The organism is Bacillus sp. FSL M8-0049 (assembly GCF_038593355.1).
GTDB classification, from domain to species: Bacteria; Bacillota; Bacilli; order Bacillales; family Bacillaceae; genus Bacillus; species Bacillus safensis.
Genome location: NZ_CP151986.1, coordinates 3,110,713 through 3,127,544 on the forward strand (window position 1 = coordinate 3,110,713; position 16,832 = coordinate 3,127,544).

Annotated in this window: 12 protein-coding genes and 1 other annotated feature; of the genes, 7 read left to right on the forward strand and 5 right to left on the reverse strand. The window is 40.5% G+C overall.

Translation table 11 applies throughout. The annotated features are described in order from the left end of the window. Positions 1-10 precede the first annotated feature (10 nt). The 3 genes from uvrA to NSU13_RS16160 all read right to left on the reverse strand — a co-directional run bounded on the left by uvrA (position 11) and on the right by NSU13_RS16160 (position 5,419). A complete protein-coding gene (gene uvrA, locus NSU13_RS16150) occupies positions 11-2,887 on the reverse strand; it encodes an excinuclease ABC subunit UvrA (protein ID WP_034623782.1) in 2,877 nt (958 codons plus the stop codon). Between the two features lie 7 nt (positions 2,888-2,894). Beyond that, entirely contained in the window at positions 2,895-4,880 is a 1,986-nt protein-coding gene (uvrB, locus tag NSU13_RS16155; RefSeq protein ID WP_024423583.1) for an excinuclease ABC subunit UvrB, read from the reverse strand. Positions 4,881-5,173: 293 nt separating this feature from the next. Next, entirely contained in the window at positions 5,174-5,419 is a 246-nt protein-coding gene (locus NSU13_RS16160) for a CsbA family protein (protein WP_034281059.1), read from the reverse strand. A 281-nt stretch (positions 5,420-5,700) separates the two neighbouring features. Here NSU13_RS16160 and NSU13_RS16165 point away from each other — a divergent pair, with 281 nt between their 5' ends. The 6 genes from NSU13_RS16165 to NSU13_RS16190 all read left to right on the forward strand — a co-directional run bounded on the left by NSU13_RS16165 (position 5,701) and on the right by NSU13_RS16190 (position 13,622). Next, entirely contained in the window at positions 5,701-8,232 is a 2,532-nt protein-coding gene (locus NSU13_RS16165) for a PEP/pyruvate-binding domain-containing protein (RefSeq protein WP_342489631.1), read from the forward strand. A gap of 90 nt (positions 8,233-8,322) precedes the next feature. Then, complete coding sequence (locus tag NSU13_RS16170; RefSeq protein WP_046313085.1) at positions 8,323-8,895, forward strand: TetR/AcrR family transcriptional regulator; 573 nt, start codon at positions 8,323-8,325, stop codon at positions 8,893-8,895. A 40-nt stretch (positions 8,896-8,935) separates the two neighbouring features. Continuing rightward, on the forward strand, positions 8,936-10,270 hold the full coding sequence (locus NSU13_RS16175) for an MFS transporter (protein ID WP_342489632.1): 1,335 nt from the start codon (positions 8,936-8,938) through the stop codon (positions 10,268-10,270). A 273-nt stretch (positions 10,271-10,543) separates the two neighbouring features. Beyond that, positions 10,544-11,527 carry a YncE family protein gene (locus tag NSU13_RS16180; RefSeq protein WP_034281067.1) on the forward strand — a complete coding sequence of 328 codons (984 nt, stop codon included), beginning with the start codon at positions 10,544-10,546 and terminating at the stop codon, positions 11,525-11,527. After that, positions 11,524-12,210, forward strand: a complete 687-nt coding sequence (locus NSU13_RS16185) for a response regulator transcription factor (protein ID WP_034281069.1) — start codon at positions 11,524-11,526, stop codon at positions 12,208-12,210. Before NSU13_RS16180 ends, NSU13_RS16185 begins: the two co-directional genes overlap by 4 nt. Then, positions 12,207-13,622 carry an ATP-binding protein gene (locus tag NSU13_RS16190; RefSeq protein ID WP_342489633.1) on the forward strand — a complete coding sequence of 472 codons (1,416 nt, stop codon included), beginning with the start codon at positions 12,207-12,209 and terminating at the stop codon, positions 13,620-13,622. Before NSU13_RS16185 ends, NSU13_RS16190 begins: the two co-directional genes overlap by 4 nt. Positions 13,623-13,815: 193 nt before the next feature. On the opposite strand, the gene NSU13_RS16195 is transcribed toward NSU13_RS16190, so the two are convergent. Both NSU13_RS16195 and NSU13_RS16200 read right to left on the reverse strand, forming a co-directional pair. Next, complete coding sequence (locus tag NSU13_RS16195; RefSeq protein ID WP_342489634.1) at positions 13,816-15,165, reverse strand: amino acid permease; 1,350 nt, start codon at positions 15,163-15,165, stop codon at positions 13,816-13,818. A gap of 75 nt (positions 15,166-15,240) precedes the next feature. Continuing rightward, positions 15,241-15,466: a binding site (T-box leader), on the reverse strand. Between the two features lie 89 nt (positions 15,467-15,555). Next, the gene (locus tag NSU13_RS16200) at positions 15,556-16,230 is read right to left on the reverse strand and encodes an NAD(P)H-dependent oxidoreductase (RefSeq protein ID WP_041107976.1); all 675 of its coding nucleotides are present in this window, start codon (positions 16,228-16,230) and stop codon (positions 15,556-15,558) included. 227 nt (positions 16,231-16,457) lie between these two features. Here NSU13_RS16200 and NSU13_RS16205 point away from each other — a divergent pair, with 227 nt between their 5' ends. Next, a complete protein-coding gene (locus tag NSU13_RS16205) occupies positions 16,458-16,823 on the forward strand; it encodes a winged helix-turn-helix transcriptional regulator (protein WP_024423595.1) in 366 nt (121 codons plus the stop codon). The last annotated feature ends 9 nt before the right edge of the window (positions 16,824-16,832 follow it).

Below are 16,832 nucleotides of genomic sequence, written 5' to 3' on the forward strand. Positions count from 1 at the left end.
GGGGTTTTCTTTATGAAGAAGTCACACTTTCCGTTTCTTTAACCAGTTGTTTCATGCGTTTACGGTCACGCTCTAAAATAGGCTTCAAGTATTGACCTGTGTAAGATGCTTCTTCTTTTGCAATGTGCTCAGGAGTGCCAGAGGCAATGATCGTTCCGCCGCCTGCACCGCCTTCTGGTCCGAGATCAACAAGGTAATCAGCAGCCTTGATAATATCAAGGTTGTGCTCAATGACCAACACCGTATCTCCATTTTCAACCAAACGCTGAAGCACTTTTAATAAACGGGCAATATCATCCACATGCAAACCTGTTGTCGGCTCGTCCAAAATATAAAGAGACCTTCCGTTTGAACGGCGGTGAAGCTCAGATGCCAATTTCACGCGCTGCGCCTCTCCTCCGGACAATGTCGTTGCAGGCTGTCCAAGTGTAATGTATCCTAGCCCCACATCATAAATCGTTTGAAGCTTCCGCTTAATTTTCGGGATATTCTCGAAAAATTGGAGTGCATCCTCTACGGTCATTTCAAGCACATCAGCAATGTTTTTCCCTTTATATGTGACCTCAAGTGTTTCGCGGTTATAACGTTTCCCGTGACACACTTCACAAGGCACATACACATCTGGCAAAAAGTGCATCTCAATTTTAATGATGCCATCCCCGCGGCACGCCTCACAGCGCCCGCCTTTAACGTTAAAACTGAATCTGCCCTTTTTATAGCCTCGTACCTTTGCTTCGTTGGTTTGTGCAAACACATCCCGCACATCATCAAAGACACCTGTATACGTGGCAGGGTTGGATCTTGGTGTACGGCCAATTGGAGATTGATCAATATCAATGACCTTATCTAAATGATCCATTCCTTTGATTTCTTTGTGCTGCCCTGGCTTCGCTTTCGCTCTGTGCAATTTTTGCGAAAGTGATTTTAATAGAATTTCATTCACAAGCGTACTTTTCCCTGAGCCGGATACTCCGGTCACAGCTGTAAAAACGCCAAGAGGAAACTTCGCATTCACGTTTTTCAGGTTGTTTTCTTTTGCACCTTTTATCTCAATATAGCGGCCGTCAGGCTTTCTTCTCTCAATTGGCAGCGGGATAAATTTCTCACCAGATAAATATTGTCCTGTCAATGATTTCGGGTCCTTCATGACTTCTTCTGGCGTTCCAGCTGAAATCACTTCTCCCCCATGAACTCCTGCTCCAGGTCCAATATCTATTAAATAATCAGCGGCTAGCATAGTATCTTCATCATGCTCCACGACAATCAGTGTGTTCCCGATGTCGCGCATGTTTTTCAACGTCCCGATCAACCGGTCATTATCGCGCTGATGCAGACCAATGGATGGTTCATCTAATATATAAAGAACACCTGTCAGCCTTGAGCCGATTTGAGTTGCCAAGCGAATCCGCTGCGCCTCTCCGCCTGATAGTGTGCCAGCGGACCGGCTCAAATTCAGATAATCTAATCCCACATTATTTAAGAAGGACAAACGCTCTTTGATTTCACGTAAAATGAGCTGGGCAATCTGCAAATCTTTCTCAGACAACTCAATTTTTTCATAGAAATCAAGGGCATCAGAGACAGACAAATCGGTGATTTCTCCGATATGCTTGCCATTGATGAGAACCGCCAGCGTTTCTTTTTTCAGACGATATCCTTTACATGTCGGACATGGCTGATTGGCCATATATTTTTCCATTTGTTCACGAATATAATCAGAGCTGGTTTCCTTATAACGCCGTTCAATATTACGAAGAACGCCTTCAAACTCAATTTCATTTTCACGTACCTGTCCAAAATCATTTTCGTATTTAAAATAAATCCGTTCAGATCCGCTTCCATATAAAATTTTATCAAATAAATGCGATGGGATATCTTTCACTGGAATGTCCATGTCGATGCCATAATGTGTACAAACAGCCTCAAGAAGCTGCGGATAGTATTGCGAGCTTTGCGGCTCCCATGGTGCAATGGCATGCTGCCGTAAAGTCAGATCCTTATTAGGAATGACAAGCTCAGGGTCGACTTCCAGTTTTGAACCGAGCCCATCACAGCTCGGGCAGGCACCAAAAGGACTATTAAATGAAAACATTCTCGGCTCAAGTTCACCAATAGAGAACCCGCAATGCGGACAAGCATGATGTTCGCTGAATAACAGCTCTTCTTGTCCAATCACATCAATCATCACTCGGCCTTCGCCCAGCCGCAGAGCCGTTTCAAGGGAGTCAGACAGCCGAGCAGCAACGCCTTCCTTCACGACAATTCGATCAATGACTACTTCAATGGAATGCTTCTTGTTCTTTTCAAGCTCGATATCTTCTGAAAGGTCTTCCATCTCTCCATCGACTCTCACTCGTACATAGCCCTGCTTCCGAATTTGATCAAGCACTTTCACATGTGTTCCTTTGCGGCCGGATACAACTGGCGCAAGCACTTGTAATTTCGTTCTTTCAGGATACTCTAAAATACGATCTGTCATCTGCTCAATCGTTTGTGACGTAATTTCAATCCCATGTATAGGACAAATAGGTTTTCCGACTCGAGCATACAAAAGACGCAAGTAATCATAAATTTCAGTAACAGTACCAACTGTTGATCTAGGGTTTCGGCTCGTCGTTTTCTGGTCAATACTAATCGCCGGAGAAAGACCTTCAATGGCATCTACATCTGGTTTATCCATCTGCCCAAGAAATTGGCGTGCATACGCTGAAAGAGATTCAACGTACCTGCGCTGACCTTCTGCATAAATCGTATCAAAGGCAAGCGACGATTTTCCTGAACCAGATAATCCCGTAATGACTACTAGCTGGTCACGCGGGATATTCACATCAATATTTTTAAGGTTGTGGGCTCTAGCACCTTTCACCTCTATTCGTTCCATAGCCATCAGGCAATCATCCTTCCGCTTTTAGCTCTAGCAATAGATCTCTTAATTCTGCTGCTTTTTCAAAATCAAGCGCTTTTGCTGCATCTTTCATTTCCATCTCGACTTTTTCGATCACTTTTTCTCGTTCTTTTTTGCTCATTTTCGAAAGTTTTGGTGCTGCTTTTGTTTCATATTCTTCCGAATCCTCATGTATCTTTGTTGCCTTAATGACATCTCGAATTTTCTTATGGATCGTTTGCGGGGTAATCCCGAATTTCTCGTTATATGCTTCTTGCTGTTCTCGTCTTCGCTTCGTTTCTTGAATCGCAATGTCCATCGATTTCGTCATATTGTCTGCATACATAATGACCCGGCCTTCTGCATTTCTCGCTGCACGGCCAATCGTCTGGATGAGGGATCTTTCAGAGCGCAAAAAGCCTTCTTTATCCGCATCTAAAATGGCCACGAGCGACACTTCTGGAATATCCAGTCCTTCACGAAGAAGGTTGATTCCAACAAGTACATCATATTTACCGAGACGCAGATCACGGATAATCTCAATCCGCTCAAGGGTCTTAATCTCTGAATGCAGGTAATTCACCTTGATTCCGATTTCTTTTAAGTAATCTGTGAGATCCTCAGACATTTTCTTCGTCAGTGTGGTCACGAGCACACGCTCATTTTTCTCAACTCGTGCATGAATTTCTCCAATTAAGTCATCAATTTGTCCTTCAATCGGACGAACTTCAATAATTGGATCAAGTAATCCTGTTGGACGGATAATTTGTTCCACAACCTCTGGTGTTTTCTCAAGCTCATACGGACCAGGCGTTGCTGATACATGGACAATATGATTGATATGCTTTTCAAACTCATCAAAGGTGAGCGGTCTGTTATCAAGTGCTGATGGCAGGCGGAATCCGTGATCAACCAACACTTGCTTTCTAGCTTGGTCCCCGTTGTACATGGCGCGGATTTGCGGAATCGTCACATGCGACTCATCGACAACAATCATAAAATCATCTGGGAAATAATCAAGCAGTGTGTAAGGTGTTGAACCAGGAGGACGCAAGGTCAGATGTCTTGAGTAGTTCTCAATTCCTGAACAAAAGCCCATCTCTCTCATCATCTCAAGGTCATATCTTGTCCGCTGCTCAAGGCGCTGCGCTTCAAGCAATTTTCCATTTTCACGAAGCTTTTCAAGCTGTTCTTCTAGCTCTTGTTCAATATTGATAATGGCTTTTTCCATTTTTTCTTCTCTTGTGACGAAGTGAGATGCTGGGAAAATCGCCACATGATCACGATCACCAAGTATTTCTCCAGTCAGCGCATCCACTTCACGAATACGTTCAATTTCATCACCGAAAAACTCCACTCTGATACAATGCTCATCTCGTGAAGCAGGAAAAATCTCAACGACGTCTCCTCGGACTCGGAAGGTTCCGCGCTGAAAATCTATATCATTACGAGAATACTGAATATCCACCAGCTTACGAAGAAGCTGATTGCGTTCAATCTCCATTTCAGTACGCAAAGACAGCACAAGCTCTCTGTATTCCTCTGGCGAACCTAAGCCATAAATACAGGACACACTGGCAATGATGATGACATCTCTTCTCTCAAATAACGAGGACGTAGCCGAGTGTCTCAGCTTATCAATCTCATCATTGATGCTGGCATCCTTCTCAATAAATGTATCGGTCTGAGGCACATATGCCTCTGGCTGATAATAATCATAGTAACTCACAAAATATTCAACAGCGTTATTAGGGAAAAATTCCTTGAATTCGCTGTATAACTGACCGGCAAGTGTCTTATTATGCGCAATGACAAGTGTCGGTTTGTTCACTTCTTTGATCAGGTTGGAGACAGTAAAGGTCTTTCCCGTACCTGTAGCACCTAACAGCGTTTGATGCTGTTTCCCCTGATGGATCCCCTCAACAAGCTTTTCAATCGCCTTTGGCTGATCTCCTTGGGGCTGATAGTTAGAAACTAATTCAAAGCGGTCACTCACATCAAAGCCTCCGTTTCGTTTACGAAATCTATCTAATGAATATATTATCATAAAAGAACACAAAAATACGAACTAAAGTTCGGCTCTTACTTGATTTTTATTTCCAATACAGTCATACCCTCTCTCCCATGGCAAATAACCCTCTTAAGAAAACCTTCCTTTCAGTATGGAACATTTTGGAGTGAGATATTCGATGGGCAGAAAAAGAAAGCTGCGCTTACTAGAAATCGTAAGCACAGCTCTTGTTTAAAACATGTCAATTTTCAGCCATCATGCTCTTGATGGCGATGACATCATTGATTTTTTTCAGCTTTCTCTCTTTTTTCGATTTCTTTCTTAGCCATAAACAAAGCCCCAGCTACTAAAGAAATAATATCTAATCCCACAATAAAGTAGGTTTCTGTATATCCCTTCATGTACGAAGCAAATAAAAGCGCTGCTGTTAACGCAATGCCCACGTAATGATTGTAAGTAACCTTTGAAAATAAAATAACGAGCAGGAAAGGAAAAACTAGTGCAAATATGGCTTTTGTAATCACAAAAACCCTCCCTCTTCATGGTCTACTTCCTTGATTATAGTAAAGATTGGCATATTGAACAATTCACAGTTTTCAATTTCGCCTTTTTTCTTCATGTTCGGAGACTTTTGTTGTAGAAGAAGAAGGAAATTAGTGAGATTGTCCCCTTTGTAAAGATAGGTCTTTCCGTCTTTGACAATAACATCCAATCAATTCTATGATTAAAATGATAGTGCGCACTATCATTTTGAAAAATAGAGAGACATACAAACCATTGGCTATTTGGATAAGGGGGCATTCCCATGTATTCAGTTTTATTTCATGCGGCTGAAGAATCCGCATCACTCGCAGGGGCAAAAGGCCTGAATTTAATCAAATTAAACAATCACGGCCTGCCAGTCCCAGATGGATTTATTATCAAAACCAACAGCTTTGCAAGCTTTCTTTCATATCACAATCTGCAGCCAGCAGAACAAAACCTTTCTCAAAAAATCAAAGAAGCATCTTTTCCTTTACAAATGGAAGCAGAGCTGCTTTCGTCCTTTCAATCCTTGCGGAAGACTTACCCCTCAGTTGCAGTCAGATCCTCTTCTGTTGCTGAAGATCTCGAAGGCGCCTCATTTGCAGGACAGTACGAGACCTATTTAAATATCAAAACAAATGAAGAGTTTTTACAGGCAGTCAAAGAATGCTGGTCTTCTTATTTTGCAGCGAGGGTCACAGAATATAAGGAAGAGATGAATGAAAACGAGGAAGAGATGCCGCTCATGGCCGTTGTCGTTCAAGGATTGATCCATTCTGACGTCTCCGGTGTCATCTTTAGTGAGAATCCCGTATCGGGGAAAACAAATGAAATGATGCTGACCGCAAGCTACGGATTGGGAGAAGCAATTGTCTCCGGTCTTGTGACACCAGACACGTTTATTGTAGATAAAGAGAACTTTTCAATTGAAAAAACACTTGGGGCGAAAGAGCTGCAAATTGTTCCTTTCCAAGAGGGTGTCATCGAGGAGCCAGTATCGGAGGAAATGGCTGGCCAGTTTTGCCTGAACGATGATCAATTGAAAGAAATCACACAAATCACGAAACAAGTAGAAGAACTTTACGGACATGGAGTCGATATCGAATTTGGAATTGCAGGTGGGTCGTTTTATTTACTTCAAGCAAGGCCGATTACTACAGCTCTTCCAAAAGCAGTAAATGAAACAGCAGGTGCTTCTTTTCAAATGAAACCAGAAGAGCTTCAGGATTTCTGGATTTCAATGGATGATCATATGCCTGGTCCAACGAGCCCTCTTTTCTCAAGTCTGATCATACCAGCCTTAAAAAGCGGGATGAAGAAAAATGGAGAAAAGTATCAAGTACCTGATATGAACATCAAAGATATTAAGCTTTACAGAGGCCACCTATACTCAGCACCGGATCTGCCACAAGCGGAAGAGGGAGCTGCACCCGTTTTTGATGAAAGTATATTTGAGTTATTTCCACATTTAAGTGAACGGATGTATGAGATTCTAGAGAAAAATTTCTTTCCATTTTACGAAAAACTCGATCGCCAAATGAATGAACCTATGACCATTGAAAAAGCCATCATTGGCTTTGAAGAATTAAAGGATTTTTATATCCAAGCATATGATGATCATTTTGATATCGTCATACCACAAGTCATTCTATCAGCCATCATTGAAGACATGCTTGTCACGTATACTGGTGACCAAACCCAAGTCGTCTTGCTTCATGAAATGATGATAGGTGTGATGAACAAATCTCTTGAAACAGACAAGGTGCTATCTGATATCGCAAAGGATGTCCTTCAAGATCCAGAACTTCACCAAGCATTTATTCATCATGAAAAGAACTCGGAGCTGTTACATGCGCTCAATCACTCGGAAAAAGGAAGGCATTTCATTTCGAAATTGGAGGGTTTTCTCCAAGTTTACGGCTGGCGATCTATTAAAAGTCATGACCTTACAGATGAGACTTGGGCAGAAAACCCAGAGTTTATATTAGATATCATCAGAAATAATATCCATTGCCATTGTGATTTTGATGAAGAATTTGCAAAAGCAGTTATCAAAAGACAAGAGACGTATAAACATTTTATCAATCAAGTGAAGGATGAATCGTTTAAAACAAAATTTGAGACGCTGTATCAATTTGCCCTTCAAGCAGCGAATATCCGAGATGACCACCACTTCTACATTGATGCGATGTTAGATGCAAAAGCCCGGGTATATCTATTAAAAATTGGTGAGCTTCTTGCACAAAAAGGAGCTATTCCTCATCAAGAAGATCTTTGGTATCTCTACGATGAAGAGGTACAAAAAGCGCTCACAACGTCTATCTCATTTAATTCGGTTATCCAGCAAAGAAAGATAGAAATGAAGGAAAATGAAGACATTCAACCACCGGCTTACATTGGCACACCAACTGAAGCTGAACTGCAGCAAGTAGAAAGAATGCTTGGTTCATTAAGAGAAAATGAAAACAACACACACGATGTGATCCATGGAATTGGCGCATCCAGCGGTATTGTTTCTGGAAGAGTAAAAGTCATTACATGTGCTGACGAATTCTCACAATTTCAAAAGGATGATATTTTAGTTTGTAAAACGACCACACCTTTATGGACGAGCTTATTTAGAGATGCAAAAGCAGTCATCACCGATGCTGGAGGCATTTTATCTCATTCAGCTATTATCGCAAGAGAGTATATGATACCAGCTGTCTTAGGTACTAGAATAGCAACTGAAACACTTCAATCCGGTGACCTTGTGACAGTAGATGGCAGCAATGGACGCATTCAGATTTTAAAGCAGCATTCGCGTGTATAAACTTATCATTTTGGATGATATTGGCGGTCATAGGTTTTATCGGTATACTTACTTTGTTGCAAACACATTCATAACCTGAGGTGAGTATGCTTGTTAAAATCTACAAATCAACGAATCATTCGCGCAACAATGGATTTATTAACTGAAAAGGGCTATCAAAAAACAACAACCAAAGAAATAGCGACAAAAGCGAATGTGAGTGAAGCAACTATTTTTCGCAACTTTAAAAACAAACGCGGCGTCATTGCTGCCATTATGAAAATGAAATCAACACCGACAAAAACCCTAGAAGCAGAATTCAAAGGCGATTTATACACCGATTTGAAGTTTCTCGGTACCTATTTCCTTGAAGATTTGACTTCCAAAAAAGAATTTATTTATATCAGCATGCGAGAACCGGCTATGTTTAAGGATTTAACCAGTCATGAAAAGATTTACCCTCAAGAATTGAGAGAAATGCTCATACAATATTTCAAAAAGATGGGTGCCCAGCATCATGTATTAAAAGGAAATGAAGACATTTATGCAGACATTTTCATTAGTACGTATTTCGGATTTTTCATTCAGCAGCTAGAGCAAGATTTTCAACTTGTTCTCACACAAAAAGAAGATTTTATTGAAACATGCACACACATTTTCATGAGAGGAATTTCTCCCGCTTAAAGGGTGGAATTCTTCTTTTTTACAAAAGGTGGTATACACATTGAGGTTAAAAAAAGAGAGTTTCATCATCTATTCTTTGTTGCTTGGCGCTATACTAGTTCCCGTCAATTCAACGATGATCGCTGTCGCTCTATCATCCATATCAACTTATTATGATCAATCTCTTGCAAACATCACTTGGGTTGTCACGATTTACCTTATTGTCATGGCAGTCACTCAACCTATTGCTGGTAAGTTAGGAGATATATACGGACACAGGCGAATGTATTTAATTGGGGTCATGCTCTTTTTAATTGGTTCGATTGGATGTGCTTTAGCACCTAATCTAGCTTTTCTCATCACTTTTCGTTCCATTCAAGCAGCTGGCGGTGCTATTTTAACACCGAATAGCATTGCATTGATTCGTGCAACAGTATCCCCCGAAAAACTGTCTAAAACAATGGGGTATTTTGGATTTGGAGCCGGTATTGGTGCCGCACTTGGACCTTTTATTGGTTCGATTCTTATTCAGAGTTTTGATTGGCACTCTATATTCTTTGTCAATATCCCATTCTTGTTCCTTACACTTGTTACCGGCGTATTACTCATTCCGAAAACAAAGCATACACGCTTACAAGCAAATGTAGACATCACTGGTTCAATATACTTAACCATCGGGATTGCCACACTCATTCTATGCACTAAAAGCCAATTGCTAAATGAATACTTGATCTATGGAATTCTAGCGTTGATCGTCATTCCTTTATTCTTTAAACATGTACGAAAAGTAAAGAATCCGATCATCGATTTGTCGCTTTTTAAAAACAGTTCATTTACAAATGCAAACCTGTCGATCATGCTGAGTAATTTTGTGATGTATGCCATTCTTCTAATTATGCCGCTGTTTATGGAACAACAACTTGCACTTTCTCATACACAAAGCGGTATTATTCTATCAGTATTTTCTCTTTGCATGTCTATTAGCGGCTTGTTAGGGGCAAGACTCCATCCGAAAAAAGGCGCGAAAAAAATGATTCGCTTTTCATTTCTCTGCCTCACTTTATCAGGCATCATGTTAATCACACTGAGTCAGTACCCTACCTTACCACTGCTTATCGTGACACTTGTCGCAGGTGGAATTTCATCAGGTATTGGGATGACCAGTATGCAGATGGCTTCTTTAACGTCTGTTGATCAAAGCTTATCTGGTTCAGCATCTGGCATTTTCTCTACCTTTCGATATTTTGGCAGTATCATTTCGTCTACATTGATTGGGATCATGAGTGGTTTTCAATCTTTATTTATTGTATTAATGGGTGCAGGCATTCTTGGTTTCTTTTTATCTCAACGTGTAAGAACCAAATCCACCTCCCCATCATCCGAACATTCCGCCTAATGACTCCCTTGCTCTATGTTTCTTTAGAGCGGGGAGTTTTCGTCATTTGTATCACTGTAAACTATAGCGAGTGCATCCATCAAATCCTGAAAATCATCTTTTAAGAAAGAAAAAATGGCATATGATCCAGACAAAAAAGGAACTTCAGGTACAAATGGTCTCCCTCACTTACCTAAAAGCTTTTTTTCATTCTTTCAGCATAGATAACTTCAATTTTTTTTCACAATTTTTGTGGTATGATTTTGAAAATAGAGAACGCAAAGGAGCGGAAGAATGGTACGTGTGAAATATGTTTTGATCTGTTTATCAGCTCTACTTTTATTCGTTACAGGCTGTGGAAAAGAACAGCAATTTACGCCGCCAGGCAGCTCTCAATCCATCGCTGTCATCTCTCAATTAAAAAAAGCCTCCTTTTCAATAGTTGATATACAAAAAAATAAAATGCTCTCTTCTGTGGATTTAAAACACCCACTCACTGATCTTATTCAAATCAATAAAGACGTCATCATCGCTACTAGTAAAGAGGGAGAATCCCTTATCGAAATTAATCTAAAACACGGGACAGCAACAGATTATATGAATGTGGATAAAGGACTGACTTCCCTTACATATGATGCAGCTTCTCATACATTAATCGCTGCCAACTCACAGAAAAATGTCGTTTATTTTATTGATACGGAGCGCAAAAAAATAAAATCGACTGTAAAAACTGGAAAATTACCTTCTTCTATGACTCTTTCTTCGTCAGGTATTTTATTTGTTTTAAATGCAGAAAGTCATACTGTCTCCGTCATAGATATTGAAAAGGAAAAAAATATACGTACGTTTTCTGTACTTGAACGGCCTTCTGGGATTCATTTTGATGGACAGTCCATTTGGATCGGCGGTCATGGTAAACAAGGCACCTTAAATAAGAGTATTTTTGCTTATGACCCTAAAACAGGCAAGAAACAGCGAGAAATAAAGCTAGGCGTTATGCCTGTTGCATTTTTTCCAGAGAAAAATTCTTCTACTTTATATGTACTATGTCATGGAGATCATACGCTATACAAAGTAGATACCAAAACAAATAAACAGCTTGCTTCTGTTGAAACTGGTCAAAATCCGAATTATATCACTGCTGATACGTCATCAATTTATGTGAGTAACTTGGATGACAACTCAGTATCCATCATCGATAAACACTCATTTATCATGAAAAATCAACTGAATGTCCCATCAGGACCTTACGCTATCGTGTTGGAGGAAAAGAAATGAAGGAACAAATGCGTATTTTAATCGTAGATGATGAGCTTGATATGCTTGAGTTAATCGGATCTTTTTTAAAGAGACATGGCTTTCACATTATCACTGCGAATAATGGAAAAGATGCCTTGCATCAGCTTGAAAAGGAATCTGTTGATCTTGTTGTATTAGATATCATGATGCCTGACATGGATGGATTTGAAGTCTGTCAGCGTATTCGACAAACATCTCAAATACCGATTTTATTTTTAACAGCAAGGAGTTATGAAGAGGACCGAATTAGAGGACTTGAAATTGGAGCGGATGACTACATCATGAAGCCTTTCAGTCTGCGTGAGCTTGCAGCAAGAATTGAAACAACCCTGAGACGAATTAGAGGTCTTTCGCTAAAGCGCAGCCGAATACAGATTGGTGACATGGAGATTGATCAAGATGGCAGACAAGTTTACCTCCATCAACAGCCCGTTAATTTAACAAGAAGAGAATTTGATTTACTCATGTTTCTTTTGCTCAACCAAGGACAAGTGTTTTCACGAGAACACCTTTATCAAAAATTGTGGGAATCACATTCAATGAGCGGCTCTTTAAGAACAGTCGATACACATATCAAAACGCTGCGACTAAAGTTAAAGGAAGCAGAACGATATATTAAAACCGTTTGGGGTGTCGGCTATAAGTTTGAGGAGGAAGAATGAAGCCATTATCGATTAAAAAGAAAGTACTCTTCTTAATTCTTGCAGTGATCGGAATCGTTGCAGCCTCAGCGCTTGCCCTTACCTTTTACTTATACCAGCACTTATATATTGATAAACAGATTGATTCCTTAAGTTTGCAAGGTAAGAAGCTGGCAGAAATCTATCACACACACGGGAAAGACAAGTATTTTACCGACAGAATGAAATGGGCAAATGACTCAAGTCAGGCGAACGTTATTTTCACAGATGATCCAATGGAGCTTTCAAGTGGTCTTCCTTTTGATACGAACACAAATGATAATCTCATTACGTTCAAGGAACGCCAAAAGCTCCTTCAAGGTGAAACCGTCGTGTTAATTAGAGAACACCCACAGTTTCACCAAGATATTCTTGGCATCGCCATCCCTGTTTTCTCAAGCAATGATGATCTATCGGGAACTATTTTCCTCTCCATGCCATTATCAGATGTATATGAACCCTTTGTCCAAATTAGATTGACGCTGGGTATATCCATCTCATTGATTCTGCTCCTGATATTTTTAATCGGATATAAGAGCTCCAGTCACATTGTACAGACAATAAATAAAATGAAAGAAATTGCAATGGAAATGGAATCTGGTGATTTCTCAAAACGTATGGCCGTAACTAAAAAAGGAGACGAGTTAAACCAGCTTAGCCGCTCCTTTAATAAACTGTCTTCAACCCTCGAAAAAGTTGAGCAGCACCGCAGGGAATTTCTTGCGAATGTCTCTCACGAACTTAGAACGCCTTTAAGTTATATGAAAGGCTATGCAGAAGGAATTGAAGAAGGGGTCATTGATCAAAAAAAGGGGATGCAAATCATCCAAGATGAGGCCACACGTTTAAGCCGGCTTGTGCACGACCTTTTAGATCTTGCACAGTTAGAAGGTGACTCTTATCCACTTACGATGGAGCCAGTCGTCTTTGCACAGCTCATCCACGATGTTCTTGATCAAATGGCATTCATCGCTGACAAAAAAAGCATTATTTTCAAACGAACGCTTGAAGAGGATTGTATTGTTTATGGTGATAGCGACCGTCTCCAACAAGTGATACGTAATTTACTGGACAATGCCATTCATTACACGCCATCTGGGAAATCAATATCGATTGAATTACAAGTTCACCAAGGTGTTGCTGAATTGAAAGTGACCGACGAAGGCAGCGGTATTCCAAAAGAAGATCTTCCACATGTTTCTGAGCGATTTTATCGTGTAAATAAAGCACGAACAAGAAAGGATGGCGGCTCTGGCCTTGGACTAGCCGTTGTCTATCAAATCATCAAAAAACATCATGGAACATTCGACATTCAATCTGAGCCTGGCATTGGTACGACAGCCATCATTCAGCTGCCAAATACTCCTTTCACTGAAGACGTGCCAACCAAATAACAAATGAGATGAAGACTACCTATGAGAATCAGCTGTCTACATTTGAACAGTCTTCTTAACAACCACTATTTTTAATCCCTTTTTCATCACATATTCTATTTTTCAAAAGGGAGAGCTGAATGCTTCATTCACGAAATACTATCACAAAAAAAGCGTGCAAGACCTTCTTGAGAACGTCCTGCACGCTTTTAAATCAAACAGCTGTTTCAAACCGCTTTCTGTTGATGAAGAAAGAAAGAGTAATAATCAGATAAATGCCCATCGTGACCATCGTTCGTACAATTGGAGTTGTTGACACAACGCCGATGAAAATGGCAATGATCGCAATCACAGAAAACCATGTTGTGAAAGGATACAGCTTCACGCGATATCCTCCTGGTTCTGCTACACTTCGAGATTTTAAATGACCGACAGCAATAATAAACCAAATGAATAAGACCGTATAGCTTAAAGATCCCATTAAATAATTAAAGGTATGACTTCCTACAAAAAGAGAAATCAATACAGCAGCATACAATGTAGATGTACACACTAGGATCGCTCTGACAGGCACCTGCTGTTTTGATAGCTTTGAGAAGCCCTTCCATACACGCCCATCCATCGCTTGCGTATAAAGTACCCTTGAGGATGCGTACAGCCCAGAGTTCATAGAAGACAAGATCGCTAATAAAATGATACCGTTCATGATGTCACTTGCGTATGGCACGCCAATCGTTGCAAACACGGTGACGAATGGACTCACTTGCTCATTGTTTACTTGATTCCAGGGAATCAAGCTGACGATGATGAAGAACGGCAGTACATAGAAACCGATGATTCGTACAAATGTACTTTGAATGGCCTTTGGGATGACTTTTTCAGGGTTTTTTGTTTCTGCTAATGTGACCCCGATCATTTCAGTCCCGCCATATGAATACACCACCACAAGCATGGCCGCAATTAAGCCGCCTGTTCCATTCGGGAAAAATCCTCCGTGGTCGGTTAAGTTGGATAATCCCGGTGCAGCATGCTGACCAAATGAGACAAACAGCATGGTTAACCCAATGATAATAAATAAAATAATGACAGCAATTTTAATAGAAGCTAACCAGTACTCCGTCTCAGCAAACATTTTAACAGAACAAACATTGATCAATGTCACAACAAGTGAAATGATTAACACAAGTATCCAAATCGGCACCTGTGGGAACCAGTACTGAATAAAGATCGCAGAAACGATTGCTTCTGCTGCAATGTTCAGCACCCACATTTTCCAGTATATCCAGTCTAAGAAATAAGCCGGATATTTCCCTAACACCGGTTCAATTAAATCACGGAATGTTCTTGCGCCAGGTCGTGCAACCGTCATTTCGGCAAGTCCTTGCATAATAAATAATAAAATAAGACCACCAATCATATATGCCAAAATGACAGCAGGACCTGCGATATCAATAGCAGAGCTGCTTCCTTTAAACAGACCAGCACCTATTGCACCACCAAGTGCGAGCATCATAATATGCCTTGACGTCATTGTTCGTTTTAACTGCACATGTTCCTTTTCCATTTTCTATAGCTCCTTTAAATTTGAATCTTCAGACAAATATAGGATAAAAACATATAAAAAGGCCAGTCATCTCCTTGAAGAGACGACTGACCTTGCAACCGCGTTACCACTCTAATTGATTCAGCCATAGCTGAATCCAACTTAAAACCCGTTAACGGAGGTCACACGTAAAGACTTACTATTCATTCAGTCTTACCGCTCTTTGAGCGAGTTCAATGATTCGTTTTACTGCGTTGCACCAACCCGCAGCTCTCTTAAAAAAACGGATGTTCATCTACTATTCTCAAGTCAAAGCGTTTATAGTCAATTTATATATTCATCAAAGATTTTATTTTTTAAATATACTGACTAACCACGCAATTGTCAACATCCTTTTTCAGACATTCTCTTTTAACGAATCCAAACAGCTACTTCATCCATCGGACGGCGCGTTTTGCCGCGCTTTGGCTCGGTGACACGATACCCAAAGGCTGCCATGACAGAAATATCATACTGACCATCCTCAAGCAGCCCTTCTTCATCTAGAATGCGATGAATCTCATCGTAGCTGAATCCCTCGACTGGGCATGAATCAATGCCAATTTGTGCAGCAGCTGTCATCATGTTTCCAAGGGCAATATACGTTTGTTTTGAAGCCCAGTCAAAGAGCGTACGTTCATTTTCTAACAAATGAAGATCATTCTCTTGGAATTCTTGGTAGCGTCCCTTCACCATCTCGAACGTTTCGTCTGACATTCCTTTGATTTGCTTGTTGATGTATTCTGCATATGCTGAATCATAACGGGCGTCTGTTCTTGCCAAGATGATCACAAAATGGCTGGCAGTAGGAAGCTGCTTTTGCGCTCCCCATGTATACTCTTTTAATTTTTCTCTAAATGCTTCATTTTGAACAACGAGGAACTTCCAAGGCTCAAACCCTACAGAGCTTGGGGAAAGTCTTCCTGTTTCTAAAATAAATGCAAAATCATCCTCTGATATTTTTTTCGTTGGATCAAACTCTTTTGTCGCATGGCGGAACTCATACGCCTCAATGATTTCTTTTTTTAATTGCTCTTTGTCTCGCATTGTATTCATCCTTTCTATTAACCAATTAGGGCGTTAGTTTCATCAATCCAATTTCTTTCCATTCTCATTTAGAAATTGTTATGATAAAAAAACAACAGCCCGAATGTGTGATGTGATATCTCTATGGTATAAGAAAAGCTTCGAGTGATTCAAGTACGCACATTTTTGTTCGTTAGTTACCATCTTGTTCGTGTATCACCAAATTTGTCTTAGAAAGGAGTGTTAAGATGAGTGCACCATCCAATCCAGTCAGTATTGTCAATCATGGCTGTCCCGTTTCAGTGACGACAAGTGTCATCGGAGGGAAATGGAAAGGAGTGATCCTTTATCATTTGACTTGCGGACCAAAACGCTACAATGAATTACGCCGGCTGCTGCCAAGAATTTCTCAGCGTGTCCTCACACTGCAATTGCGTGAGCTTGAACAAGACGGCGTTGTCCATAGAGAAGTCTATGAGGAGGTCCCCCCTCGTGTCGAATATTCCCTCACTTCTCTCGGAAATACATTAAAGCCTATCATCTTCGCCATGCGTGAATGGGGCGAATCCTACGGGAAAGAAGCGCGCCCAAAAGAAAAAAGCTGCCATCTCTAGCAGCTTTTT